At 71.7% G+C, this 25,765-nt stretch carries 20 protein-coding genes; 16 read left to right on the forward strand and 4 right to left on the reverse strand.

Annotated elements, in window-relative coordinates; translation table 11 throughout:
- Positions 1-15 precede the first annotated feature (15 nt).
- The 13 genes from pyrR (at position 16) to JOE55_RS00510 (ending at position 16,009) form a co-directional block, all read left to right on the forward strand.
- Entirely contained in the window at positions 16-642 is a 627-nt protein-coding gene (pyrR, locus tag JOE55_RS00450) for a bifunctional pyr operon transcriptional regulator/uracil phosphoribosyltransferase PyrR (protein ID WP_204781676.1), read from the forward strand.
- Positions 639-1,643, forward strand: a complete 1,005-nt coding sequence (locus JOE55_RS00455; RefSeq protein WP_204781677.1) for an aspartate carbamoyltransferase catalytic subunit — start codon at positions 639-641, stop codon at positions 1,641-1,643. Before pyrR ends, JOE55_RS00455 begins: the two co-directional genes overlap by 4 nt.
- Entirely contained in the window at positions 1,640-3,010 is a 1,371-nt protein-coding gene (locus JOE55_RS00460; RefSeq protein WP_204781678.1) for a dihydroorotase, read from the forward strand. Before JOE55_RS00455 ends, JOE55_RS00460 begins: the two co-directional genes overlap by 4 nt.
- A gap of 5 nt (positions 3,011-3,015) precedes the next feature.
- Positions 3,016-3,576 (forward strand): PH-like domain-containing protein, encoded by a 561-nt coding sequence (locus JOE55_RS00465; protein WP_024290524.1) that lies wholly within the window; start codon positions 3,016-3,018, stop codon positions 3,574-3,576.
- Positions 3,573-4,808: a glutamine-hydrolyzing carbamoyl-phosphate synthase small subunit gene (gene carA, locus JOE55_RS00470; protein WP_024290523.1), complete on the forward strand. Its 1,236-nt coding sequence runs from the start codon at positions 3,573-3,575 to the stop codon at positions 4,806-4,808. Before JOE55_RS00465 ends, carA begins: the two co-directional genes overlap by 4 nt.
- Positions 4,808-8,143 carry a carbamoyl-phosphate synthase large subunit gene (gene carB / locus JOE55_RS00475; protein WP_204781679.1) on the forward strand — a complete coding sequence of 1,112 codons (3,336 nt, stop codon included), beginning with the start codon at positions 4,808-4,810 and terminating at the stop codon, positions 8,141-8,143. Before carA ends, carB begins: the two co-directional genes overlap by 1 nt.
- On the forward strand, positions 8,136-9,044 hold the full coding sequence (gene pyrF, locus JOE55_RS00480; protein WP_204781680.1) for an orotidine-5'-phosphate decarboxylase: 909 nt from the start codon (positions 8,136-8,138) through the stop codon (positions 9,042-9,044). The genes carB and pyrF overlap by 8 nt, the downstream gene beginning before the upstream one ends.
- A 182-nt stretch (positions 9,045-9,226) precedes the next feature.
- The gene (mihF, locus tag JOE55_RS00485; protein ID WP_006213270.1) at positions 9,227-9,541 is read left to right on the forward strand and encodes an integration host factor, actinobacterial type; all 315 of its coding nucleotides are present in this window, start codon (positions 9,227-9,229) and stop codon (positions 9,539-9,541) included.
- Between the two features lie 154 nt (positions 9,542-9,695).
- Positions 9,696-10,295 (forward strand): guanylate kinase, encoded by a 600-nt coding sequence (gene gmk, locus JOE55_RS00490; RefSeq protein WP_006213269.1) that lies wholly within the window; start codon positions 9,696-9,698, stop codon positions 10,293-10,295.
- 119 nt (positions 10,296-10,414) lie between these two features.
- A complete protein-coding gene (rpoZ, locus tag JOE55_RS00495; protein WP_204781681.1) occupies positions 10,415-10,885 on the forward strand; it encodes a DNA-directed RNA polymerase subunit omega in 471 nt (156 codons plus the stop codon).
- Positions 10,886-11,028: 143 nt separating this feature from the next.
- A complete protein-coding gene (coaBC, locus tag JOE55_RS00500; RefSeq protein WP_204781682.1) occupies positions 11,029-12,282 on the forward strand; it encodes a bifunctional phosphopantothenoylcysteine decarboxylase/phosphopantothenate--cysteine ligase CoaBC in 1,254 nt (417 codons plus the stop codon).
- A gap of 124 nt (positions 12,283-12,406) precedes the next feature.
- Positions 12,407-13,591: a methionine adenosyltransferase gene (metK, locus tag JOE55_RS00505; protein ID WP_024290517.1), complete on the forward strand. Its 1,185-nt coding sequence runs from the start codon at positions 12,407-12,409 to the stop codon at positions 13,589-13,591.
- Positions 13,592-13,594: 3 nt separating this feature from the next.
- Positions 13,595-16,009 carry a primosomal protein N' family DNA-binding protein gene (locus JOE55_RS00510; protein WP_204781683.1) on the forward strand — a complete coding sequence of 805 codons (2,415 nt, stop codon included), beginning with the start codon at positions 13,595-13,597 and terminating at the stop codon, positions 16,007-16,009.
- A gap of 44 nt (positions 16,010-16,053) precedes the next feature.
- Here the strand turns inward: JOE55_RS00510 and JOE55_RS00515 are convergent, their stop codons facing one another.
- Together JOE55_RS00515 and JOE55_RS00520 are read right to left on the reverse strand one after the other, a co-directional pair.
- A complete protein-coding gene (locus JOE55_RS00515; RefSeq protein WP_204781684.1) occupies positions 16,054-17,175 on the reverse strand; it encodes a glycosyltransferase family 4 protein in 1,122 nt (373 codons plus the stop codon).
- The gene (locus JOE55_RS00520) at positions 17,172-18,173 is read right to left on the reverse strand and encodes an alpha/beta fold hydrolase (protein WP_204781685.1); all 1,002 of its coding nucleotides are present in this window, start codon (positions 18,171-18,173) and stop codon (positions 17,172-17,174) included. Before JOE55_RS00520 ends, JOE55_RS00515 begins: the two co-directional genes overlap by 4 nt.
- Positions 18,174-18,408: 235 nt before the next feature.
- Between JOE55_RS00520 and leuS the strand changes: the two genes are divergently transcribed.
- The 3 genes from leuS (at position 18,409) to JOE55_RS00535 (ending at position 23,162) form a co-directional block, all read left to right on the forward strand.
- Positions 18,409-20,925, forward strand: a complete 2,517-nt coding sequence (gene leuS, locus JOE55_RS00525) for a leucine--tRNA ligase (protein ID WP_204781686.1) — start codon at positions 18,409-18,411, stop codon at positions 20,923-20,925.
- 1 nt (position 20,926) lies between these two features.
- The gene (locus JOE55_RS00530; RefSeq protein WP_204781687.1) at positions 20,927-21,916 is read left to right on the forward strand and encodes a DegV family protein; all 990 of its coding nucleotides are present in this window, start codon (positions 20,927-20,929) and stop codon (positions 21,914-21,916) included.
- A gap of 133 nt (positions 21,917-22,049) precedes the next feature.
- The gene (locus JOE55_RS00535) at positions 22,050-23,162 is read left to right on the forward strand and encodes a ComEA family DNA-binding protein (protein ID WP_204781688.1); all 1,113 of its coding nucleotides are present in this window, start codon (positions 22,050-22,052) and stop codon (positions 23,160-23,162) included.
- A gap of 57 nt (positions 23,163-23,219) precedes the next feature.
- Here JOE55_RS00535 and JOE55_RS00540 read toward each other — a convergent pair whose 3' ends face one another.
- Both JOE55_RS00540 and JOE55_RS00545 read right to left on the reverse strand, forming a co-directional pair.
- Positions 23,220-23,432, reverse strand: coding sequence for a hypothetical protein (locus JOE55_RS00540; protein ID WP_204781689.1), 213 nt, complete (start codon positions 23,430-23,432; stop codon positions 23,220-23,222).
- A 214-nt stretch (positions 23,433-23,646) separates the two neighbouring features.
- Entirely contained in the window at positions 23,647-25,491 is a 1,845-nt protein-coding gene (locus JOE55_RS00545; RefSeq protein WP_204781690.1) for a calcineurin-like phosphoesterase C-terminal domain-containing protein, read from the reverse strand.
- Between the last annotated feature and the right edge of the window lie 274 nt (positions 25,492-25,765).

A 25,765-nucleotide genomic window follows, 5' to 3' on the forward strand; every position in this document is an offset into this window, starting at 1 on the left:
GGAAGGAGGCGCACCGTGGCAGAGGAGAACCTCCGCGAGACGGCGACGCACCGCTCGGGCCGCGAGCAGGACGGCGGCGCGTCGAGCGCACGGCGGATCCTGGCTCCGGCCGACATCGACAGGGCGCTGACGCGCATCGCCCACGAGATCCTGGAGTCCAACCGGGGCGCTGAGAGCCTCGTGCTCATGGGCATCCCGCGCCGCGGCTATCCGCTGGCGCAGCGACTGGCGGCCAAGCTCGCCCAGTTCGACGACTTCGATCCGCAGACCTCCCTCGGCCAGCTCGACGTCACCATGTACCGCGACGACCTGCGCACCTCCGGCTCGCGCATCCCCTGGCCCACCCGCTTGCCCGAGGCCGGCATCGACGGCCGCACCGTGGTCCTGGTGGACGACGTCCTCTACTCCGGTCGCACCATCCGTGCGGCCCTGGACGCCCTCACGGAGCTGGGACGCCCGGAGATCGTGCGGCTGGCCGTGCTGGTCGACCGCGGCCACCGCCAGCTGCCGATCCGCGCCGACTTCGTCGGCAAGAACCTCCCCACCTCCTCCCAGGAGCGGGTCCGCGTGCGGCTGTCCGAGATCGACGGAAGCGCCGAGGCGAGCGCGCAGGAGACCGACCAGGTGGTGATCGAGGGATGAAGCACCTGCTGAGCACGCGGGAGATGACCCGCGCCGAGGCCCTGCAGATCCTCGACACCGCCGAGCGGATGGGGGAGCTGCTGGGGCAGCAGTCCGTGCGCAAGCTGCCGGCGCTGCGCGGCCGCACCGTCGTGAACCTGTTCTTCGAGGACTCCACGCGCACCCGCATCTCCTTCGAGACCGCCGCCAAGCGCCTGTCGGCCGACGTCTTGAACTTCTCGCCCAAGGGCTCCTCGGTCTCCAAGGGTGAGTCCCTCAAGGACACCGCCCAGACCCTGATGGCCATGAACGCCGACGCCGTGGTGATCCGCCACGGCGCCTCGGGCGCCCCGCAGCAGCTGGCGACCTCCGGGTGGATCGACGCCGCCGTGCTCAACGCCGGAGACGGCAAGCACGAGCACCCCACCCAGGCGCTGCTCGATGCCATGACCCTGCGCCAGCACCGCGCCCGCCTGGCCGGGGTGGACCCCACGGGCACCGACCTCGCCGGCATGCACGTGGTGATCGTGGGCGATGTCCTGCACTCGCGCGTGGTCCGCTCCAACATGTGGCTGCTGTCCACGCTCGGCGCCCGGGTGACCCTGGTGGCCCCGCCCACGCTGGTGCCCGTGGGCGTGCAGCACTGGCCGGTCGAGGTGCGCTTCGACCTGGACGAGGCCCTGGCCGAGGGACCGGATGCCGTGATGATGCTGCGCGTGCAGCGCGAGCGCATGCACGCGGCGTTCTTCCCGTCCGAGGCCGAGTACGCCCGGACCTGGGGCCTGACCCACGAGCGCCTGCAGCTTCTGGATGCCGCCGGGCTGGAGACGGCGATCATGCACCCCGGCCCCATGAACCGCGGCCTGGAGATCTCCTCCGAGGCCGCCGACTCGCCGCGCTCGACCGTGCTGCGCCAGGTCGCCAACGGCGTCTCCGTGCGCATGGCCTGCCTGTACCTGCTGCTGACCGGCGAGGACGAGACCGCCGGCGCCGATCCCTTCAGCCCTGAGGAGACCCGATGAGCCCCGCCAACGAACCGTCCGCGACAGGCGCGCAGCGCTGGCTGATCCGCGGCGCGAGCCTGCTGGGCGAGCGCACGGCCGACCTGCTCGTGGCTGGCGGCCGCATCGAGCGCATCGGCGAGGGTCTCGAGGACTCCGATGCGCGGGTGATCGAGGCCCAGGGCCTGATCGCGCTGCCCGGACTGGTCGACATCCACACCCACCTGCGCGAGCCCGGACGCGAGGACGCCGAGACCGTGGAGACCGGCACGCGCGCAGCCGCCCGCGGCGGCTTCACCGCAGTCTTCGCCATGGCCAACTCCGACCCGGTGGCCGACACCGCCGGCGTGGTCGAGCAGGTCTGGGGCCTGGGCCGCGATGCCGGCTGGGCGCAGGTCCAGCCCATCGGCGCCGTGACCGTCGGACTGGCCGGCGAGCAGCTCTCCGAGATCGGCGCCATGGCCGAGTCGCGGGCCGCCGTGCGCGTCTTCTCGGATGACGGCAAGTGCGTCCACGACCCGCTGCTGATGCGCCGGGCTCTCGAGTACGTCAAGACCTTCGACGGCGTCGTCGCCCAGCACGCGCAGGACCCGCGCCTGACCGAGGGCGCCCAGATGAACGAGGGCTCCGTCTCGGCGGACCTCGGCCTGGGCGGCTGGCCGGCGGTCGCCGAGGAGGCGATCATCGCCCGCGACGTCCTGCTCGCGCAGCACGTGGGCTCGCGCCTGCACATCTGCCACCTGTCCACCAAGGGATCGGTCGAGCTCGTGCGCTGGGCCAAGGAGCGCGGGATCGACGTCACGGCCGAGGTCACCCCGCACCACCTGCTGCTCACCGACGAGCTCGTGCGCACCTTCGACCCCGTCTACAAGGTCAACCCGCCGCTGCGCACCGAGGAGGACGTCCAGGCCGTGCGCCAGGCGGTCGCCGACGGCACGATCGACGTCATCGGCACCGATCACGCACCGCACCCGCGCCAGGACAAGGAGTGCGAGTGGTCCGGTGCGGCCCACGGCATGACCGGGCTGGAGACCGCGCTGTCGATCGCTCAGCACACCCTCGTGGACACCGGCCTGCTCACCTGGGCGGACGTGGCCCGGGTGCTCTCCGAGACCCCGGCGCGCATCGGCGGACTGGGGGAGCAGGGCCGACCGCTGGTCGAGGGGGAGCCCGCCAACATCGTGCTCTTCGACCCGGCCGCCGAGACCGTCGTGGATCCCGAGGCCCACGCCAGCAAGGGGCGCAACAGCCCCTACCGCGGCCTGACCCTGCCCGGTTCGGTCCGCGCGACCCTGCTGCGCGGGCACCCCGTCGTGCTCGACGGCGAGCTCTCCAGCCCCCATCCCGACGCCGCCCGCAGCGTCGGCGGCCCGTACCAGGGGCGGTGAGCGGCATGGATGTCAGGCTGCAGACCGCCCTGTGGGGCATCGCCGTCGTGCTCGTGGTCCTGGTGCCGGCTGCGCTGGCCTGGCGCCGTCGCCGCAACCGCGACGAGTCCCGTGCGCCGCTGCCTGAGCTGCCCTCGGACATCGAGCAGCGCGACCCGCTCGGGCACGTGGACGGCATGTACGTGGCCACGACCCGCCACGGCAATACCATGGACCGCCTGGTCGGCCACGGCCTGGGCGTGCGCACCCGGGCCCGGGTCTTCCTCTACGAGGACGGCCTGCTCATCGACCGGACGGGCGCCGAGCCCGTGTGGATCGCCGCCGAGCGCGTCACCGACTACGGCACCGGCTCCGGCATGGTCGGCAAGTTCGTCGAGCCCGGCGGGCTCGTCATGGTGACCTGGGACTTCGCGGGCGAGCCGGTGGACACCGGCTTCCGGCCGCAGGGCTCCCAGGATCGCCCCCGGCTGCTCGAGGCGCTGGCCGCCTACGGCACCGCACAGACTTCCGAGACGCCCCACGAGGGCGCCGCTTCCGCATCGCAGAACCAGGAGACTGCTCCGTGACCGCACACCCCCTCACCCCTGCGATCCTCGTCCTGGAGGACGGGCGCACCTTCCGCGGCAGCGCCTGGGGCGCTGAAGGCCGCACCCTCGGCGAGGCTGTGTTCTCGACCGGGATGACGGGCTACCAGGAGACCCTGACCGACCCGTCGTACGCGGGCCAGATCGTGGTCATGACCGCTCCGCACGTGGGCAACACGGGCACGAACGCGCAGGACGACGAGTCCCGCCGCGTGTGGGTCGCCGGCTACGCCGCGCGCGACGCCGCCCGTGTGGCCTCGAACTGGCGCAATGAGAAGACCCTGGACGAGCTGCTGGCCGAGCAGGGCATCGTCAGCATCCGCGACATCGACACCCGCGCGGTGACCCGCCACCTGCGCAGCGCCGGGTCCATGCGCGCCGGGATCTTCTCGGGCGAGGCCCTGGGCTCGCGCACCGTCGACGAGCTGCTGGCGGAGGTCCGCGAGCAGCCCTCGATGGCCGGGCAGCGCCTGGCCGAGACCGTGACGACCGAGCAGGCCCACACGATCGAGCCGTCCGAGCACGGCTGGGACGGCGAGGTCATCGGCGATGTCGCCGCGATCGACCTCGGCATCAAGTCCATGACCCCGCGGCGCATGGCCGAGCGCGGGCTGCGCGTGCACGTGCTGCCGGCAGCCACCACTGTCGAGCAGATCCGCGAGCTGGGCGCTGACGGCGTGTTCATCTCCAACGGCCCCGGCGACCCGGAGACCGCCGAGGCCCAGATCGAGGTCCTGCGCGACGTCCTGCGCTCGGGCACCCCGTTCTTCGGGATCTGCTTCGGCAACCAGCTGCTGGGCCGGGCCCTGGGCTTCGGGACCTACAAGCTGCCCTTCGGCCACCGCGGCATCAACCAGCCCGTGCTGGACCGCCGCACCGGCAAGGTGGAGATCACCGCGCAGAACCACGGCTTCGCCGTCGACGCCCCGCTCGACGGGCCCGTCGAGGCCCCGGCCGGCGGCTTCGGGCGCGTGGAGGTCAGCCACATCGGGCTCAACGACCAGGTGGTCGAGGGCCTGAACTGCCTGGACATCCCCGCGTTCTCCGTCCAGTACCACCCCGAGGCGGCGGCCGGTCCGCACGACGCCGCCTACCTCTTCGACCGCTTCGTCGACATGCTGCGCACCCGCGAGCCCTTCACCGGCGGCGCGCAGGCTGAGGCCGTCGTCGCAGAGACCACCCAGAGCACCGCCAGCCAGGAGGCCAAGAACTGATGCCGCGCAGGAACGATCTCAACAGCGTCCTGGTCATCGGCTCCGGCCCGATCGTGATCGGTCAGGCAGCCGAGTTCGACTACTCGGGGACCCAGGCCCTGCGGGTTCTCAAGGAGGAGGGCCTGCGGGTCATCCTCGTGAACTCGAACCCGGCCACGATCATGACGGACCCGGAGTTCGCCGACGCCACCTACGTCGAGCCGATCACCCCCGAGGTGGTCGAGAAGATCATCGCCCAGGAGCGCCCCGACGCGATCCTGCCCACCCTCGGCGGGCAGACCGCGCTGAACACCGCGATCGCCCTGGATGCCAACGGCGTGCTCGAGAAGTACGACGTCGAGCTGATCGGTGCGAACATCGCGGCGATCAACCTGGGCGAGGACCGCGAGGCCTTCAAGGGCGTCGTGGAGCGCTGCGGCGCCGAGTCCGCCCGCTCGATCATCGTCCACTCAATGGATGAGGCCCTGGCCGCCGCCGAGGAGCTCGGCTACCCGATGGTCGTGCGCCCGTCGTTCACCATGGGCGGCCTGGGCTCGGGCCTGGCCTACGACGAGGCCGACCTGCGCCGCATCGCCGGCGCCGGCATCCAGTACAGCCCGACCTCCGAAGTCCTGCTCGAGGAGTCGATCCTGGGCTGGAAGGAGTACGAGCTGGAGATGATGCGCGACCGCAACGACAACGTCGTGGTGGTCTGCTCGATCGAGAACTTCGACCCCGTGGGCGTGCACACCGGCGACTCGATCACGGTGGCCCCGGCGCTGACGCTGACCGACCGGGAGTACCAGAACCTGCGCGACATCTCGATCGCCGTGATCCGCGAGGTCGGCGTGGACACCGGCGGCTGCAACATCCAGTTCGCGGTCGAGCCGGAGACCGGACGCGTGGTCGTCATCGAGATGAACCCCCGCGTCTCGCGCTCCTCGGCCCTGGCCTCCAAGGCCACCGGCTTCCCGATCGCCAAGATCGCGACCAAGCTCTCGCTGGGCTACACCCTCGATGAGATCCCCAACGACATCACCAAGAAGACCCCGGCGTCGTTCGAGCCCACGCTCGACTACGTCGTGGTGAAGTGCCCGCGCTTCGCCTTCGAGAAGTTCCCGGCCGCCGATCCCACGCTGACGACCACCATGAAGTCGGTCGGCGAGGCCATGGCCATCGGGCGCAGCTTCACCGAGGCGCTGCAGAAGGCCATGCGCTCGCTCGAGCAGAAGGGCTCGAGCTTCGACTTCGCCCGCCCCGAGGTCGAGATGGGCCCGCACGGGATCCAGCGCCTGATCGATGCCACCCGCGCCTCGACCACCGAGCGCATCCACGCGGTGCAGCAGGCGCTGCTCAACGGCGCGAGCATCGACCAGGTCCACGAGGCCACCGGGATCGACCCCTGGTACCTGGACCAGATCAGCCTGCTCAACGAGGTCGCCGAGACGGTGCGCGCCGATCCGGACCTCAGGGAGGACACGCTGCGCCTGGCCAAGCGCCACGGCTTCTCCGACGAGCAGATCGGCCGGCTGGCCCTGGTCTCGGAGGACGTGGTGCGCGGGGTGCGCCACGCCCTGGGCGTGCGCCCGGTGTTCAAGACCGTGGACACCTGCGCGGCCGAGTTCGAGGCCTACACCCCGTACCACTACTCGTCCTACGACGAGGAGACGGAGGTCGGGGAGCACTCGGCGAACTCGGTGCTGATCCTGGGCTCCGGGCCCAACCGCATCGGGCAGGGCATCGAGTTCGACTACTCGTGCGTGCACGCCTCGATGGCCCTGGGCGCGGCCGGCTACGAGACCGTGATGCTCAACTGCAACCCGGAGACGGTCTCGACCGACTACGACATCTCCACGCGCCTGTACTTCGAGCCGCTGACCTTCGAGGACGTCATGGAGGTCATCGCCGCGGAGCGGGCCACCGGCGGGCTGCTGGGCGTGTTCGTGCAGCTGGGCGGTCAGACCCCGCTGAAGCTGGCCGCGCAGCTCAAGGCCGCCGGGGTCCCGATCCTGGGCACCACGCCGGAGGCCATCGACCTGGCCGAGGACCGCGGCGCCTTCGCCCGCGTGCTCCACGATGCCGGGCTGCTTCAGCCGCGCAACGGCACGGCCTCGACCTTCGAGGACGCCCGCACGATCGCGGCCGAGATCGGCTACCCGGTGCTCGTGCGCCCGTCGTACGTGCTGGGCGGGCGCGGCATGGAGATCGTCTACGGCGATGACCAGCTGCGCACCTACCTGGAGAACGCGACCGAGGTCTCGCCGCAGCGCCCGGCGCTGATCGACAAGTTCCTCGAGGACGCGATCGAGATCGACGTCGACGCCCTCTACGACGGACAGAGCCTGTACGTGGGCGGGATCATGGAGCACCTCGAGGAGGCCGGCATCCACTCCGGCGACTCGGCATGCACCCTTCCGCCGGTCACCCTGGGCCCGGACGTGCTCGAGCGCGTGCGCCAGGCCACCGGGGCGATCGCCGCCGGTGTGGGGGTGCGCGGGCTGATCAACATCCAGTTCGCCCTGGCCGCGGACATCCTCTACGTCATCGAGGCCAACCCGCGCGCCTCGCGCACCGTGCCGTTCGTCTCCAAGGCCACCGGCGTGCAGCTGGCCAAGGCTGCGGCGCTGATCGGCACCGGAGTCTCCATCCGGCAGCTGCGGGCCGACGGGACGCTGCTGCCCGGGGGCGATGGCTCGCACCTGCCGGACGACGCCGCGGTGGCCGTGAAGGAGGCCGTGCTCCCGTTCGCCCGCTTCCGCACCGCCGAGGGCCGTGCCGTGGACTCGCTGCTGGGCCCCGAGATGCGCTCGACCGGCGAGGTCATGGGCTTGGACGAGCACTACGACACCGCCTTCGCCAAGGCCCAGGCCGGCGCGGGGGTGGCGCTGCCCACGCAGGGCCGGGTCTTCGTCTCGGTCGCGAACAAGGACAAGCGCGCCGCGGTGGCCTATGTGCGCATGTTCCGCGACCTCGGCTTCGAGATCGTGACCACCGGCGGCACCGCCAAGGTGCTTCGCCGCAACGGGATCGACTCGACGGTGGTCGCCAAGATCTCCGATCGCGATTCGACGGAGCGCACCGTCGTGGACCTGATCGAGGCGGGCGAGATCGACCTGGTCTTCAACACGCCCTCCAGCGGCGGGGACTCCCGCGGCGACGGCTACGAGATCCGAGCCGCGGCTACTTCGGTCGGCATGCCGATCGTGACCACCGTGGCCCAGCTGGGTGCCGTGGTGCAGGCCGTGACGGCGCTGCGCGAGCACACCTGGGACGTCACGCCGCTGCAGGTCCACGAGCAGAGGCTGCGCGAGTCTGTGGCCGCCGCCCGCGAGTCGGCGGAGCCCGCCCGTGGCTGAGCCGGCGGCACCCAGCTTCGGCACCCGCGCGGCGGCGGCGATCGCCGAGCACGGTCCGCTGTGCGTCGGGATCGACGCCCATCCCTCGCTGCTGGAGGCCTGGGGGCTGCCCCAGACCCCGGCCGGGTTGCTGCGCTTCTCCATGGGCGTCGTGGAGGCCCTCGAGGGCCGGGTGGCCGCGGTCAAGCCGCAGGTGGCCTGGTACGAGGCCTACGGCTCCTCCGGGATGGGCGTCCTGGAGCAGACCCTGGAGGCCTGCCGTCAGGCCGGGATCCTCTCCATCGCCGACGCCAAGCGCGGGGACATCGGCTCCACCATGCAGGCCTATGCCCGCACCTGGCTGGCCGAGGAGTCCTCGCTTCGCGCCGATGCCGTGACGCTGAGCCCGTACCTGGGCGCCGGGGCCCTCGAGCCGGCCTTCGAGCTGGCCGAGGCCACGGGTCGCGGCACCTTCGTGCTGGCCCTGACCTCCAATCCCGAGGGCGCTTCGGTGCAGCACCGAGGGGCTCCGGAGTCAGTGGCAGCCGCCGTCGCGGAGGCCGTCTCCCAGCGCAATTCCGGGGCTCTCTCAGCGTCGGTGCAGGTCATGCCCGGTGAGGACTCGCATTATGACCGCTTCGTTACGGGGCCCCACGGACTCGTCGTCGGAGCGACCACCGGAGAGGCGATCGCGCAGGTCGGAGTGGACCTGGCCGGCCTCGACGGCCTGGTCCTGGCTCCGGGCTACGGCGCCCAGGGCGCGACCGCTCAGGATCTCGGTGCCATGTTCGCCCAGGTCAGAGGACGGGTGCTCGTGAACTCCTCGCGCGGTATCCTCGCTGCCGGACCCGAGCCCCAGGCCCTGCAGGGGGCCGTCAGCGCTGCTCAGGCCGAGCTGTCCCCGGAGCTCTCCGCCGCCTAGACCGCCCCGGCTGCCGGTCGCGGAACCCGATCCACCGGGGTATCGGCCCAGGTCAGATACCACCTCCGCTATGACCATTCCAACGAATGTGCATACAGTTGCGCGAGCGCGTCGACCTCGATCCTGGTCGGATCATGGGCGAACGGCGAGCGAGAACTGGTGTTCATAGGGAGGAACCGGTCATGGCATTGCGCCTGCTGACAGATGAGGAACGGGCTGCGGCCCGAGAGAAGGCGACCGCCGCTCGCGCGGTGCGCGCCGAGGTGAAGGCCAAGCTGAAGGATCGCTCCATCACGGTGGCGGAGATCCTTCAGCGCGCCGAGGAGGACGAGGCGCTGAGCCGCATGAAGGTCTCCGACCTGCTGGAGTCCGCTCCGGGCATCGGCAAGGTCCGCTCCGCGGCCATCATGGAGGAGATCGGCATCGCCAAGACCCGCCGCGTGCGGGGCCTGGGCGTGCACCAGCGCAAGGCTCTGATCGATCAGCTCGATCGCTGAGCCGGCGGCCGCCCGGTCCTGTGGCCGCTTCCAGACGAGGCGCCCCGCCTCCTTCCGTCGATTCGCGGAAGCAGGCGGGGCGCCTTCGTCATCGGCGGTATCCTGAGGCTCCCATCCGCAGGACGCAGACTGAACAGCAGCTGGAGGAGCATCCTTGCCGCAGGAGCACACCGGAGCGAGCATCGCCCCCGAGCACGTCACCGTGCTGGCCGGGCCCACGGCCGTCGGGAAGGGCACGGTCTCCACGTACATCCGCGACCACTGCCCGGATGTCTGGCTCTCGGTCTCGGCCACCACCCGCGCGCCGCGCCCGGGCGAGCAGGAGGGCGTGCACTACTTCTTCGTCGACGACGACGAGTTCCAGCGCATGGTCGACGAGGGCCAGATGCTCGAGTGGGCAGTGGTGCACAACCGCAGCCGCTACGGGACGCCGAGGCAGAAGGTGCTCGACGCCGTCGCCGCCGGACGCCGCGTCCTGCTGGAGATCGATCTGGCCGGGGCGCGCCAGGTCCGGCAGTCCATGCCGGAGGCGCAGCTGGTCTTCCTGGCCCCTCCCACCTGGGAGGAGCTGGTCGCCCGGCTGACCGGTCGAGGCACCGAGAGTCCCGAGGAACAGCAGGTCCGCCTCGAAACCGCTAAGATGGAGCTTGCTGCGGAGCCGGAGTTCGACCACACCGTCGTCAACGACCAGGTGGAGACCGCCGCGCAGAGGCTCGTCGAGCTCATGGGGCTCGACCCGCGCACCTGCGCCTGAGGCCGCGAACCCGTCGCCCCCGCGGCATCGCAGACTTCGTGCGGCGCCCGCGCCCGCACCGCGAACATCACGGGAGCAGCCCCGCTGCTCCGCACCGAAAGAGCGTCAGGAGAGACTCCTTGTCCACTCAGCACCAGGGCATCACCGATCCGCCCGTCGACCGCCTGCTCACCAAGGCCGACTCCAAGTACGGACTCGTGATCTTCTCGGCACGTCGCGCCCGGCAGATCAACGCCTACTACTCGCAGCTGCACGAGGGCCTGTTCGAGTACGTCGGCCCGCTGGTAGAGGTCCAGCCGAACGAGAAGAGCCTCTCGATCGCCATGCGCGAGATCGACGAGAACCTGATCGAGGCCACCGAGGTCTCGGACGTCGGGTTCTCCGAGAACGGCCAGGCCGTTCCCGAGCGCGAGCTCGGCGTCGACGACTTCTACGCGGACTACTTCGGCGAGCAGCAGGGCGGGGAGATCGACTCGTCCATGGTGTTCTCCGAGAACGCGGAGGACCAGGGCTCCGGGGAGGCCGCTCCGGAGGCCGAGGCCGCCGAGGAGCAGGCGGAGATCCCCTCGGACGAGCCCTCCGAGAACTGAGCCACCGGGGCGCCAGCCCCAGCGCAGTCTGCCTGCGCACAGCGACGGCCGGTCGGGACCAGCTCCCGACCGGCCGTCGCCTTACCCTCGCCGCGGTGCCCCGGCACTGCGGCCGCCACGCGAGCAACAGAAGGGGCCGGTCCATGCGCATCGTCCTGGGCATCGGCGGCGGGATCGCCGCGTACAAGTCAGCGCTGCTGCTGCGGCTGCTCACCGAGGCGGGACACCATGTGGTGCCCATGCCTACGCGCGCGGCCCTCGAGTTCGTGGGCGCGCCGACCTGGGAGGCGCTGTCCGGCGAGCCGGTGAGCACCGATGTCTTCGACCGGGTGGACACCGTCAACCACGTCCGGCAGGGCCAGGCGGCGGACCTGGTGATCGTGGCGCCGGCGACCGCGGATCTGCTGGCGCGCGCCGCGCACGGGCTGGCCGACGACCTGCTCACCACCACGCTTCTGGCCACCGAGGCTCCCGTGCTGCTGGCCCCGGCCATGCACACCCAGATGTGGGAGAACCCCGCGGTGCGCGAGAACGTCGCCGCGCTGCGCCGCCAGGGCCGCCACGTGCTCGACCCGGCCTCCGGGCGCTTGACCGGACAGGACACCGGCCCCGGACGGCTCCCGGATCCGGAGGCGATCCGCGACGCCGCCCTGGCGCTCGTGGCCGAACCCGCGCGGACCCCGACCAGGCCGTCGCTGTCCGGGCTGCGGGCCGTCGTCTCCACGGGCGGCACGCAGGAGCCGCTGGACCCGGTGCGTTTCCTGGGCAACCGCTCCTCCGGCAAGCAGGGCCTGGCTGTGGCCCGCGCTCTGCAGGCCGCTGGTGCGCAGGTGGACCTCGTGGCCGGTCACACGGAGGTCGCCCTGCCCGAGGGCGCCGAGGGACTGAGCGTGCACCGCGTCGGCACCGCCCTCGAGCTGCAGGAGGCCATGCAGCGGCTGTCGCGGGAGGCGGACGTCGTGGTCATGACCGCGGCGGTGGCCGATTTCCGCCCGGCGGAGATCGCCGAGTCCAAGATCAAGAAGACCGACGACGACAACGACGCCCCCACGATCGTGCTGACCCGCAATCCCGACATCCTGCGCGGACTCGTCCAGGCGCGGGACGACTCCGGGCGGGAGCAGCTGATCGTGGGCTTCGCCGCCGAGACCGGCGATGCGCAGACGGATCCGCTCGAGTTCGGCCGGGCCAAGCTCGTCCGCAAGGGATGCGACCTGCTGTGCGTCAACCAGGTGGGCACCGACCTCGTCTTCGGCCAGGACACGACCCGCGTGACGATCCTGGAGGCTCCGGTGCAGGGCCGTGCGGCGCCGGACGAGACCGTCCACGGCACCAAGGCCGAGGTCGCAGCGGCACTGGCTCGGCGCATCGCGCAGCGAGTGGGCCGAGCCGACTGAGACGCGCCGTGTCCGGGGATGCTGCGGACGCGCTGGGACGTCGTGGGCTGGCGGTACCCTGGCAGGCGTGACTTCGACGCCTTCTGCCACCAGCAGCGCCCGCAGGGCCCAGACGCCAGGCCGCATGAGCCTGTTCACCTCGGAATCCGTGACCGAGGGCCACCCGGACAAGATCTGCGATCGCATCTCGGACTCGATCCTCGACGCCCTGATCACCGACGACCCGAACTCGTCGGTGGCTGTGGAGACCATGGCCACTACCGGGCTCGTCCACGTCGCAGGCGAGGTCAAGTCGGAGGCCTACGTCGACATCCCCTCGATCGTGCGCCGCTCCATCCTGGACATCGGCTACAACTCCTCGGTCCAGGGCTTCGACGGCAAGTACTGCGGCGTCTCCATCTCGGTGGGGGAGCAGTCCCCGGAGATCTACGACGGCGTCTTCCACTCCCTGGAGTCCCGCGAGGGCCTTGCCCGGGATCCGCGCGACGCCCAGGGCGCGGGCGATCAGGGAATCATGTTCGGCTACGCCTCCAATGAGACCGATGTCCTCATGCCGGCGCCGATCTACTATGCGCACCGCCTCTCCGAGCAGCTCACCCGCGTGCGCAAGTCCGCGGTGCTGCCCCACCTGCGACCGGACGGCAAGACCCAGGTCACGCTGCGCTACGACGGCATCACCCCGGTGGCCGTGGAGACCGTCGTGGTCTCCGCCCAGCACGCCGAGGACTACGCCCTGGAGCAGCTGCGCCACGACATCCGCGCCTCGGTGATCGACCCCGTCCTGGAGGAGACCGGGCTGGATCTCTCGGAGCTGAAGGTCATCGTGAACCCGGCCGGGGACTTCATCACCGGAGGACCGGTCGGAGATGCCGGTCTGACGGGGCGCAAGATCATCGTGGACACCTACGGAGGAATGGCCCGCCACGGCGGCGGCGCCTTCTCGGGCAAGGATCCGTCCAAGGTGGACCGCTCGGCGGCCTACGCCATGCGGTGGGTCGCCAAGAACGTCGTGGCGGCGGGCCTGGCAGCGCGCGCCGAGGTCCAGGTGGCCTACGCGATCGGCAAGGCCCGCCCCGTGGGGGTCTACGTGGATACGTTCGGCACGGAGACCGTCGACCCGGCGCGCATCGAGTCCGCCGTGGAGGAGGTCTTCGACCTGCGACCGCTGGCGATCATCGAGGACCTGCAGCTGCAGCGGCCCATCTACGCCAAGACCTCGGCCGGCGGTCACTTCGGCCGCCAGGACCCCGACTTCACCTGGGAGAAGACCGATCGCGTGGACGCCCTGCGATCGGCGGTCGGAGCCTGATCCGTGCCGGCCGACCGCACGCCCGAGCAGGCACCAGATCGGGTTCCGCTCGCGACCGAGCGTGCACCCGAGCAGGTGCCGCCCACGCCCGGGCGTGACCCCGAGCGGCCGGCCCCGGCGGAGGAGCAGGGGCCAGAGCAGCTGGCGCTGATGGCCGAGCCCGTCCGGAGCGCACGCGCCGGTGGGCGCGGTGCGTCCGGAGGCCGCGGCGCCCGGCACCGCTCGGGCCCGCTCGAGCCGGCGTACCTGGCCGAGACCGATCCGGTGGCCCGTGTGCGGCTCGAATCGCACCTGCCGCACCTGGACCGGCTGTTCGACTACGGCGTGCCCCAGGACCTCTCCGAGGGCGCCCAGGCGGGGACGCGCATCCGCGTGCGCTTCGGCGGGCAGCAGATGCGCGGCTGGATCGTCGAGCGGACCGCGTCATCGGAGGTCGCCTTCGATCGGTTGCAGCCCATTCTGTCGCTGCAGTCCGCCCTTCCGGTGCTCGTGCCGCAGGTGCTGGCCGTCGCCGAGCTCACGGCACAGCGCTGCGCCGGCACGGTCGCCGATGTCCTGCGCTGCGCGGTGCCCCCGCGCGTGGCCTCCGTCGAGAAGGCCGCTCTGGCCGCCCGCGATTCGGCCGAGGCCTCAGCAGCAGTCGCCGCCGTGAATCCGGGTGCTGCGCAGCGGGCCGGTCATCCCGGTGCCGAAGAAGCCGCTGAGGCCCTCCCGGACGCGCAGGCCGAAGCTGACCCGGAGACCGCGGCGCACAGGGCCCGACCCCTGATCGCAGCTGAGCCTGCGGCCCCGAGCGCCTGGTCGGAGTACGTGGGCGGCCGTGAGGCGATCGAGGCCCTGCGCGGCGGGCAGCGGGTGCGGGCCGTGGTGCAGGCCCTGCCGTCGCACCCCGAGCACGACCTCTACGACCTCATCGCCCAGGCGGTCGCCGCGGCGCTGGAGTCGGGGCGCGGAAGCGTCGTGGTGGTCCCGGACCACAAGACCCTCGAGCGCGCCCAGCGCGCTGTGGAGGCGGTCGTGGAGCCGCAGCTCGTGGCGCGGCTGCACAGCGAGGACAAGCCGACCCCGCGCTATCGGGCCTTCGTCCAGGCCTTGGAGGGCCACGCGCGGGTCGTGATCGGCACTCGCCCGGCGGTCTGGGCGCCGGTGGAGGACCTCGGCCTGATCGTGGTCGTCGACGACGGCGACCACAGCCTCGTGGAACCCCGAGCGCCGTACCACCACGCGCGCGATGTGGCGCTGCTGCGCGCACAGCACGACGATCTCGGCCTGCTCGTCATGGGCCAGGCCGTGACTCCGGAGGCCGAGCGGCTCGTGGAGACCGGCTGGGCGAGCTCGATCGCCGCCCAGCGCCCGGTCCTGCGGGCGAACATGCCGCGGATCGAGTCGACCTCGGACTCCTGGCACGAGGCGCACGACCCCCTGGCAGGCCGTGCCCGGCTGCCGGAGACCGCGTTCCGCGTGGCTCGTCGCGCCCTGGCCGACGGTCCGGTCCTGGTCCAGGTGGCCAGGACGGGATATGCCCCGTCGCTGACCTGTCAGCGCTGCCGCAATGCCGCGCGCTGCACCGTCTGCGACGGACCCCTGTCGGTGCTGGCCCGCGGCAGGCTGCCGCAGTGCGGCTGGTGCGCCCGCCAGGCGGCGAACTGGTCCTGCGGCCACTGCGGTGCCACCCAGTGGCGCTTCTCCTCCGTGGGCTCGGAGCGCACCGCCGAGGAGCTGGGCAGGGCGTTCCCGCAGGTGCCGGTGATCTGGTCCTCGGGCGATCAGGTCCGCCGGGAGATCCCCGCGGCACCGGCGCTCGTGGTGGCCACACCGGGGGCTGAGCCGCAGGCGGAGGGCGGCTACGCCGCGGCGCTGCTGCTCGATGGCGATCGCATGCTCTCCCGGCCCGGGCTGCGGGTCGAGGAGGAGGTGCTGCGCAAGTGGGTGCACGCCGCCTCGCTCGTGCGCCGCGGCAGCGCCGGCGGAACCGTGGTGGTGACCTCGGAGCACGAGCGCGTCGTGGCCTCGCTCGTGCGCTGGGACGTGCGCGGCCATGCCGCCCGCGAGCTGGCCGAGCGCCGGACCCTGCAGCTGCCGCCGGCCGTGCGCTGCGCCGCCCTGACCGGACCGCTGCCGGCGCTCGAGGCCTTCCTGGAGCTGGTCGATCTGCCCGACGACGTCCGCACCGTGGGCCCTGCTCCCGTCCATCAGCGCTGGGACGAGGAGGCAGAGGACCCGCAGTCAGAGGCCGCCTCCGCAGACGTCCTCGGCGGACTTCCCGACGACGACGAGGCCCACCGCCTCCTGCTGTTCTTCACGTACTCGCAGGCCGCCGAGGTCACTCGACGGCTGCGCGCAGCTCGTGCCGAGGCCTCCGCTCAGCGCAAGCACGCCCCGGTCAACGTCCGCTGCGACGTGGCCGACCTGCTCTGAGACGAGGCGACAGGGACGAGACCGGGACGGCGGCTGCGTCGGCTTCAGGAGCGCCGGCTGCGCTCGATCTCCCGGGCCAGCTCCACCAGGGACTCGGCCGAGTCCCGCCAGGTCCAGGACGCCGCCCGCTCGAGCCCCGCCAGCACGCGGGCCTGGGCCACCTGCGGGTCCTCGAGCTCGGTGACGGCGCGGGCGAAGGCAGCGTCGTCGCCGGCAGGGCAGTAGGCGGCGGCCCGGCCGCAGACCTCGTGGAAGATCGGGATGTCCGTGCACACCACGGGGGTGCCCGCGCAGAACGCCTCCATCAGGGGCAGGCCGTAGCCCTCGGCCCGCGAGGCGTGCAGGAGCACTCCCGCTCTTGCCAGCAGACGCGCGTGCTCCTGCTCGGAGACCCCGTTGTGGAAGACGAGCCGGGCCTCGGGTCCGGCGGCCTGCACCAGGCGCTCCTGCTGGGCGGGGGTGACCCGCGAGAGCAGGTGCAGCCGCCGGGGCGGAAGCCGTGCCGCCATGCGTGCCAGGGTCTCCACGTCCTTGTACGGCATGAAGGATCCGAGGTAGACCATCGAGTCGTCGCGCTCGTCCAGCCGCTGCAGCGCGGTCTGTTCGCTGACGATCGAGTCCTGAGCCGCGGCATTCGGGATCACGCGCACGGGCCGATCGCTCAGGCGCCTGCCCTGGATCAGCCCCGCGGAGGTCTGGGAGACGGTGGCCACGGCGTCGGCGCGGTTCAGGGCCAGGCGCTGCGGCCATGAGGCACGGTGGAAGGCGCGCCAGCCCAGACGCACGGGCAGCGGCAGCTCCGGCGGGGGCGCGGGGTGGTCGTAGTAGATCAGGTCGTGCAGCGTGAGGATCAGCCCGAAGCGCCGCCGCAGCGCCCCCATGGTCTGCATGGGGGAGAAGACCACATCCGGACCCCGGCGGTTGAGCAGCCGGCTCGTGAGCAGCTCCCCGGCCGAGACCGGATCCGGCCCCATGAACCACTCGAGGCGCGGGAGGTGCTGCAGCTGAGCCTGATCCGAGATCATCAGCTCGACCCGCAGCGAGGGATCCTGCGCGGCCAGCTGCGCCAGCCCGTGGGCCAGTCCTGCGCTGTAGCGCGAGATGCCGTCGTGCGGTCCCACCCGCACGTATCGGGCATCCAGCACCAGGTGCAGGGGGCCGGTCATCGCCGCCCCCTGCGCACGATCGGCAGCAGCTGCGTGAACTGCGAGGTGTTCGGCCGAGCCTGATCGATGGGCGGCAGCTCGTCGTGGACATCGATGGGCTCGGGATCCGGGCCCTGCACGAACTCGTGGATCAGCTCGGCGGTCTCGAGGGGCTTCTCGTAGTGGATGAGATGGCCGACGTCGTCGAGGATCACCAGGCGGCGCCGGCGGATCCAGGTGGCCATCCTCTCCTGCGCCTCGACGGAGCCCAGCGGATCCTGGGCGCCCACCACGAGCAGCACGGGCATGGACAGCAGCGGCGCGACCTCGGCGACGGTGCCGGAGATCGAGGCGCGGTAGGCCTCGGCCACCACGCGGCGATCGGCGAAGGAGCCGAAGTACGCGCGGTGCTGGTTCTCCACGTAGCTGCGCAGCTGCGGGTCCTGGGAGACCGTCAACTCCCGGCTCATAAGGTCGCTGACCGCGTGGCTGCGCAGGAGGCGCTCGCCCATGGCCTTCGGCAGGCGCATGGCCAGGGTGTAGTAGGCGTCCGCGATCTTGGTGGCGGCTGCGTCCTGGGCGCTGAGCGCCGGCTCGCAGATGGGGTTCAGCAGCAGCAGCTGCTCGACCATGGCCGGGTGCTCGGCGGCCAGGTGCGAGGCGATCACCGAGCCGAAGGAGTGCCCGAGCAGCAGCACCCCTCGCTCGCCCTGCGGATGCACCGCGCCATCGGTGAGCTCGGTGATGAACCGGCGCAGGAAGCCGACGTAGTGGGGGACGTCGTGCGGGTCCTGGGGGAACGGCTCCGAGCGTCCGAAGCCCGGCAGATCCGGCACGACCACGTGGTAGCGATCGCGCAGGCGGTCGGCGATCAGCTGCAGGCCGTGGTGGTCGCCGCGGAAGCCGTGGACCATCACGAGCAGCGGCTTGCGCTGCGTGTCGATGTCGTAGAACCAGTAGCGGGTCTTGTACCCGTCGAATCTCATGCTGCGCTGCTCGGCCTGCGGATTCTGCTGCACGCGTTCCTCTCCGGGCGGATCTGTCCGTGTCTGCTCGGGCCCGAGTCTACGGAGGGCCTCGGACGCCGCGGGCCCCCGGCGCGGATAGGATGGCGGCGTCATCGCGTCATGGTCGCAGCCCCGTCGGGCTCCCGGCGCGGATGGCGCACGGCGGCCGGGCCCAGCGCCCCGGCAGGACCGCACAGCAGTCGGACGAGAGACAGCCGGGGCAGCCCCGGCGGATGAAGGCAGGCACGTGAGCACGCAGCAGGATGGCCAGGAAGAGACGACCGGGCAGGTCTGGGACGCCCACGAGCTCGAGGCACGCTGGCAGGGCTGGTGGGAGCGCAACGACGTCTTCCGTCCCCTCGACGACGGCTCCAAGCCGCGGCGCTACGTGCTGGACATGTTCCCGTACCCGTCGGGCGACCTGCACATGGGCCACGCCGAGGCGTTCGCCATGGGGGATGTGGTCGCCCGCTACTGGCGCCAGAAGGGCTTCGACGTCCTGCACCCCATCGGCTGGGACTCCTTCGGGCTGCCGGCGGAGAACGCGGCGATCAAGAACGACGCGCACCCGGCCGAGTGGACCTACCGCAACATCGAGACCCAGAAGGCCTCGTTCCAGCGCTACGCCATCGCTGTGGACTGGTCCCGGGAGCTGCACACCTCCGATCCCGAGTACTACCGCTGGACGCAGTGGCTGTTCCTGCAGTTCTGGCAGCGCGGGCTGGCCTATCGCAAGAACTCCCCGGTGAACTGGTGCCCCAAGGACCAGACGGTGCTGGCCAACGAGCAGGTCGTCGACGGCGCCTGCGAGCGCTGCCACACGCCCGTGACCAAGAAGTCGCTGAACCAGTGGTACTTCAAGATCACCGACTACGCCGATCGGCTGCTCGATGACATGGACCAGCTCGAGGGCGCCTGGCCCGAGCGCGTGCTGTCCATGCAGCGCAACTGGATCGGACGCTCGCAGGGCGCCCACGTCTCCTTCGGGATCGTGGACCGGGACGCCGACGACGCGGCGGTCGAGCGCGAGCTGACCGTGTTCTCCACGCGTCCGGACACGATCTTCGGCGCCACGTTCTTCGTGGTGGCAGCCGACTCGCAGCTGGCGCAGGATCTCGTGGCGCAGGAGCACGCCCAGGAGCTCGACGAGTACCGCGAGTCCCTCAAGGCCGTCTCGGACATCGAACGCCAGGCCACGGACCGCACCAAGACCGGCGTGTTCCTGGGCCGCTGGGCCGTGAACCCGCTCAACGGCGAGCGCCTGCCCGTCTACGCCACGGACTATGTCCTGGCCGACTACGGCACCGGAGCGGTCATGGGCGTGCCCGCCCACGATCAGCGCGACCTCGACTTCGCCCGCGCCTTCGGCCTGCCCGTGCGCGCGGTGGTGGACACCGGGGCGGAGGACCCGTCCGAGACCGGCGCGGCCACCGGCGGCGACGGCGTCCTGATGAACTCGGGAGAGCTCGACGGGCTGAGCAAGGACGCCGCGATCGACAAGGCCATCGAGCTGCTCGAGGCCGCGGATGCCGGTGCTCGGCACATCAACTACCGCCTGCGCGACTGGCTGCTGTCCCGCCAGCGCTTCTGGGGCGCCCCGATCCCGATCATCCACTGCCCGCAGTGCGGCGAGGTCCCGGTGCCCGAGGACCAGCTGCCCGTGCGGCTTCCGGAGGATCTCAGGGGCGAGCAGCTGGCGCCCAAGGGCCAGTCGCCGCTGGCCTCGGTCGAGGACTGGGTGAACGTGGCCTGCCCGTCGTGCGGCGGGCCCGCCCTGCGCGACACCGACACCATGGACACCTTCGTGGACTCGTCCTGGTACTACTACCGCTATGTGTCCCCGCAGGACGAGACGGCCGCGTTCGATCCGGAGGCCGTGCGCCGCTGGGGCCAGGTGGATCAGTACGTGGGCGGCGTGGAGCACGCGATCCTGCACCTGCTCTACGCCCGCTTCTACACCAAGGTCCTGTACGACCTTGGCATGATCGACCACGACGAGCCCTTCGCCCGTCTGCTCAACCAGGGCCAGGTGCTCAATCAGGGCAAGGCCATGTCCAAGTCCCTGGGAAACGGCGTGGACCTGGGCCAGCAGCTCGACGCCTTCGGCGTGGACGCCGTGCGCCTGACCATGGTCTTCGCCTCCCCGCCGGAGGACGACGTCGACTGGGCGGATGTCTCCCCGGGCGGCGCCCAGAAGTTCCTGGGCCGCGCCTGGCGCGTGGGTCAGGACGTCGCCGCCTCGGGCAGCGCCGTCGACGCCGATCCGGCCGCCGGCGACGTCGCCGTGCGCCAGGCGACCCACCGCGCGGTCGCCGAGGCCGAGTCCGCGCTGGAGAACCGCAAGTTCAATGTGGTGATCGCCAAGGCGATGGAGCTGGTCAACGCGCTGCGCAAGGCGATCGACTCCGGGGCCGGTGCCGCCGATCCCGCTGTGCGCGAGGGCGCCCAAGCGGTGGCCGTGCTGCTGTCCCTGGTGGCTCCCTACACGGCCGAGGACATGTGGCATGCGATGGGCCACGACTCGGCGGTGATCGATGCCGGCTGGCCGGTCGTCGACGAGTCGCTGCTGGTGGACGACACGATCACCGCCGTCGTGCAGGTCAAGGGCACGGTGAAGGACCGCCTGGAGGTGCCCGTGGACATCGCCGAGGACGACCTGCGCGAGCTCGCGCTGGGCTCCGAGGCCGTGCAGCGGGCGATCGGCGACGCCGAGATCCGCAAGGTCATCGTGCGGGCCCCCAAGCTCGTGAACATCGTGGTCTGAGATGTCCGGCCAGCGCAGGACAGCGGTCGTCACCGACGACGCCGCAGCCCTGCCGCCGGAGTGGGTCTTCCCGCCGGCGGGCGGGTCTGCCGGCGCAGACGTCGCCGGCCAGGACCCCGAACGCACGGAGGGCGCGGCGGACGCGTCGTCGGTGCTGACCGACGAGGACGAGCGCGCCGTGGCACGCTCCGGCCGTCCCGGGCTGGCCGTCGCGGCCATGCCCGTGTCGGTCGATGACACCGATCTCGACCAGGACCGCGACGACTGGCTCGCGGTGGTCGAGGAGGCCCTGGCGGCCGGGCGCAGCGCGGTGACCTCTCGGCCGTCGCCGGGTCAGCTGCTGCGCCAGTACCGTCAGCTGGAGGCGCAGGGCTACGAGGGCATCGTCTCGGTGCACTGCTCGGCCCAGCTCTCCGGCTCCGCCACCTCGGCCCGGATCGCCTCGGCTGCCGTCGGGATCCCGGTGGAGATCGTCGATTCGCGCACGATCGCCATGGCCGAGGGCCGCGGCGTCATGGAGGCGTGGGAGGCCGCCGGCACAGGGGCCGATCTGGCAGAGACGGCCGAGGCGGCGCGGGCCGGCAGCGCGGCCAGCCAGCTGCTGCTGTGGGTGCCCGGGCTCGACGCGCTGCGCCGCGGCGGGAGGATCCCTCCGTCCGTGGCTGCGCTGGGCTCCATGCTGCAGGTGCGCCCGGTGCTGCGTCTGGTCAACGGCCAGCTTGCGATCGCCGAGCTGCCCATGACCGAGCAGCGCGCCCGCACGAGGCTGCTGCGCCGAGCGGGTCGTGCGCTGCGGGATTCCACCCGGGACGTCCCCGAGGTCACCGTGCACCACCTGCTCGACGACCACGGCCGGGAGCGCGCCGAGGAGTTCGCCGAGCAGCTGGTGGCCGAGCACTGTCCCGACGCCCGCGCCCGCTGCGTGCCCATGCCCGCGGTGCTCGCCGCCCACGCCGGTGCCGGGGCGCTCAGCGTGATCATCCACGGCTGAGCCGGGCGGCTCTGCTGCCCGCGCGCCTGCCCCGCGTCTCCACAGCGTCGGGATTCTCCCAAGCGCGGGGTGAAGCCTCTGCTGCGCACCTGCGCGGCCCGCCGGGATCCTGCTGCCGCAGTGGACTGGGGGCATGACCCCTGTGACCCATCGCGGACGGCGCCGTCTGGAGCGAGAGCGGCCCGTCGAGCGCCTGCGCGGACTGCTGGATGACGACCTGCGCGCCACCGGCCACGACCTGCCCCACGACGACCGCCCCGAGGACTGGGTGGAGGACTCTGCCTCGGCACCCGAGACCGAGTCCGCGGAGTCGGCACCTGCCGAGAGCGGATGGGCGGCCGCCAGGCGCCGACGGCTGCTCGCCGCGCCGCCCGCGTCGGGGTCGAGCTCGTCTGCGGAGCCCCTTGGCCCGAGGGCTCTGCCGCTGGATCCCGACGAGCAGCCCTGGGTCTCGCCCATCCGCGCGCGTCTGCCCTGGGCCACACTGGCGATCGCGGGTCTGGTGCTGATCCTGGTGGTGGTCTCGGTCCTGCTTCGCGGGCGCGAGCAGGAGGCCGTGGTCTCGGCTCCGTCGTCCGCAGGACCCGTCGTGGACGAGCAGGCGGGTGCCTCGCAGGCGGCAGCGGAGGGCGGATCCGTGGAGGGGGCGGGAGCGCTCGGTGCGGCCGGGGACGGAGCCAGCGCAGGGACAGTCGACGCACCGGCCTCCGGCAGCCCGGTCACGGTCCATGTGGTGGGGGAGGTGGGCGAGCCCGGGGTGGTCGAGCTGCCGGCCGGGTCCCGCGTGGCCGATGCAGTGGAGGCCGCCGGCGGGCTGAGCGAGTCGGCCGTGACCGATGCGGTGAACATGGCGGCCCCCGCGGCCGACGGCGTCCAGATCGTCATCCCGGACCAAGCACTGGCGGAGCAGTGGGAGCAGGACCCGCCGATGCCGTCCTCGGGATCCGGCGGACAGACTGCCACCGGCAGCGCTCAGGACGGATCTGCCGCCGCAGGATCAGGGGCAGCCGCAGGCGGGAGCCCCGAGGAGGGGGCTGGGCCTGCGGCCACGGGCGCAGCGATCGATCTCAACACCGCCACGGCTGCACAGCTCGAGGAGCTGCCGAAGGTCGGACCCGTTCTGGCTCAGCGGATCGTCGAGCACCGAGAGCAGATCGGCGGATTCCGCTCGGTCGAGGAGCTCGATGACGTCTCCGGCATCGGCCCGGCCATGATGGAGGCCATCGCGCCGCTGGTCACCGTGTGAGAAGGCCCCGACGGCATCCGTCGGGACCTTCGTTCTGCGCTGAGGGCTCAGGCTCGATCAGGGGGCGGTGTCCATCTGGGCGAACTGCACGTGGGTCTGCCAGTCCTCGGCGGTGATCGGTCCGGGGGCCGGAGCCTCGGAATCCTCCGAGACGCCGGGGGTGAGCAGCGTGAAGGACAGGCCGACCCCCAGCGCAGCGACCGTCACGAGCTGAAGCGGCCGCTGGTGTTTGGACTGGGGCAGGAATCGCAGGAGGCGAAGCTGGGCCATGATGCTCCTCGGGTGCTGATCTCGACGCCCCGGCCGGGGCCGGGCGCTGCCGGGCGGCACTGCTGGTCAGGATCAGAATGCGCCCGGCAGGTGTCCGGAACGTCGACGGCCGGTCTCCCGGAGCCGACCCCCGGACGACGGTTCGGCGACGCTCAGGCGAACGGACGGTGACCTGGTCCGCAGCACCCGAGGGCCGCCGAAGCCGGAGGCCGCCTCAGGAGGTGACCGTGAACGTGATCCGCTCGGTCGTGGACACGCCGTAGCGATCCGTCTGCGTCACGGTCGCCGTGTGCTCGCCCGGAGCGAGGTCCTCCGGCAGATCCAGACGCCACAGGTGACCGGAGGCCTCGGCGACGGAGCCGCCGTGGACCAGCTGCTCCTGGGCAGCCGCCGGATCCGAGAACTCGGCGCCCACGTGCTTGGACTCGCCCTCCAGCTGCTGGGTGCGCTGCGCCTGCTGAGCCGGGCGGCCGTCGATCGAGACCGAGACCTCGGATCCCGTGCCGCCGGCCCACACGTTCGTGGTCAGCCACGACTCGCCCAGCTCGTCCGCCGAGACCTCGAGCGGGGTCTCGAAGGCGGGAGCCTTCCCGACATTGCGACGGTTCGCGTCGTACCAGTCGCGGTAGGCCGGGGTGTTCAAGCCCAGGGACGTCTGCTCCGAGGCCGCCCGCCCGGTGCCGATGAACGAGTCCTGGTACCGGTTGCCGTGGGCCTCCAGCGTGAAGACGCCGGGGACGGCGCCGTCGCGCTGCAGTGCGGTCGGGTAGCCGGCCTCCGTCACGCGCCCGGTGTACCAGTCGCCCGAGATCGCTCCTGCGGTGATGTGGTCGAACGGCAGCTCGTCCACGCCGTAGAGGCTCTTCCAGCCCTCCATGGAATCGCCCTCGCGCATGACCTCCAGCGTGTGGCTGTGCCCGCCGAAGGCGACGGCCGGACGGTCGCCGATGATGTCGTGGATCGCCTGGACCTGATCCACCTGGTGGCGGTCCGAGCCCTGGTCGTGCCAGTTCAGCAGCGGGATGTGCGTGGCCAGCACGATCAGCTTGTCCTCGGGGGTGTTCGCGATGTCCTGGCGCAGCCATGCGAGCTGCTCATCGTCGATGCCGCCGTTGTACGTGCCGTTGTAGGGCGCGCCCTGGGAGTGCTGCACGGTGTTCAGTGAGACCACGTGCACGTCGCCGGCGTCGTAGGAGTAGTAGTCCGGACCGAACTGGGACCGGTAGGTGTCGAAGCGGTGGTCGTAGTCCGCGGCGAGGTCCAGGTCGTGATTGCCCGGCAGGAAGCGGGCGGGTCCGTTGAGCAGCGACGTCAGTTCGCGGGTCTGGTCGTACAGGTCCAGGTCATCGCCGACGATGTCGCCGATGAACAGCGCACCGCAGCCGGTGAAGTCGGTGCGCTGAGCAAGGTCGGCGAAGGCCCCGCGCAGGGCGTAGTCGACCTCCTCCTGCGTGTAGGTCTGGATGTCGCCGCCGATCAGGCAGCGCTGATCGCGGCTGAGCGTGTCCGTGGTGCGCGCCAGCGGGAAATCGACGGCATCGGGCAGCGGGCCGGTCGGGTCGATGCCGCCGTAGCGCAGCTCGGGGGAGCCGGCGGGCATGTGGGTGTAGAAGAACTGGGCCACGTTGTCCTCGTCCACGGGGACCTGGTAGCCGGCCGGCTGGGTGAGGAACACCGTCTCGCCGTCGCGCACGGAGATCTCGTAGCGGCCCTGGCGATCGGTGGTGACGATCTCGCGGCCATTGGAGACCTCCACCCCGGCGATCCCGTGCTCACCGGGGTCTTGCTGCGAGTTGCGGTTGCGGTCGTCGAAGACGGCGCCGTCCAGGACGTCCTGGTCGGCATCGGGACCGGCGGTGACGTCCACCTGGCCGCGGAAGGCCTTGCCGTTCCAGTCGTCTGCGGAGGTGGAGGGTCGCGACGGCTCCTGGGCCAGGGCTGGCGTCGGCGCGAGCAGGGTGAGGCTCAGCCCCGCGGTGAGGACGGCGGCGCTGAGCGCGCGTCGCGGGCGAGGATCACGGGAACGGGCAGTGCTGGGGTGGGAGAGGTGCTGGGACATGATGCTCCTGACGGGTGGTGCGGAGGATGCAGATCCGTGCTCGACAGGGCCGGGAAGCGGACCCTGATCGGCCCTCGGCGGGGCGGACAGGCCCAGGCTGACCTGGGAAGATGTCCTCCGCTCCACCTGAGGGTCGACAGCAGTCGACCACTTCCCGTCCCGGTGCCGACGCCTCGGGAAACACTCGGTGCATTGACGTCTCGAGCTGCGCGGGGGTCTTGACGCACGTGGCTCGGTGCTGTGACTTGCGTCGCTGTCTCTGTCGCAGCGAGGA

This window comes from Kocuria palustris, from assembly GCF_016907795.1.
GTDB classification, from domain to species: Bacteria; Actinomycetota; Actinomycetes; order Actinomycetales; family Micrococcaceae; genus Kocuria; species Kocuria palustris.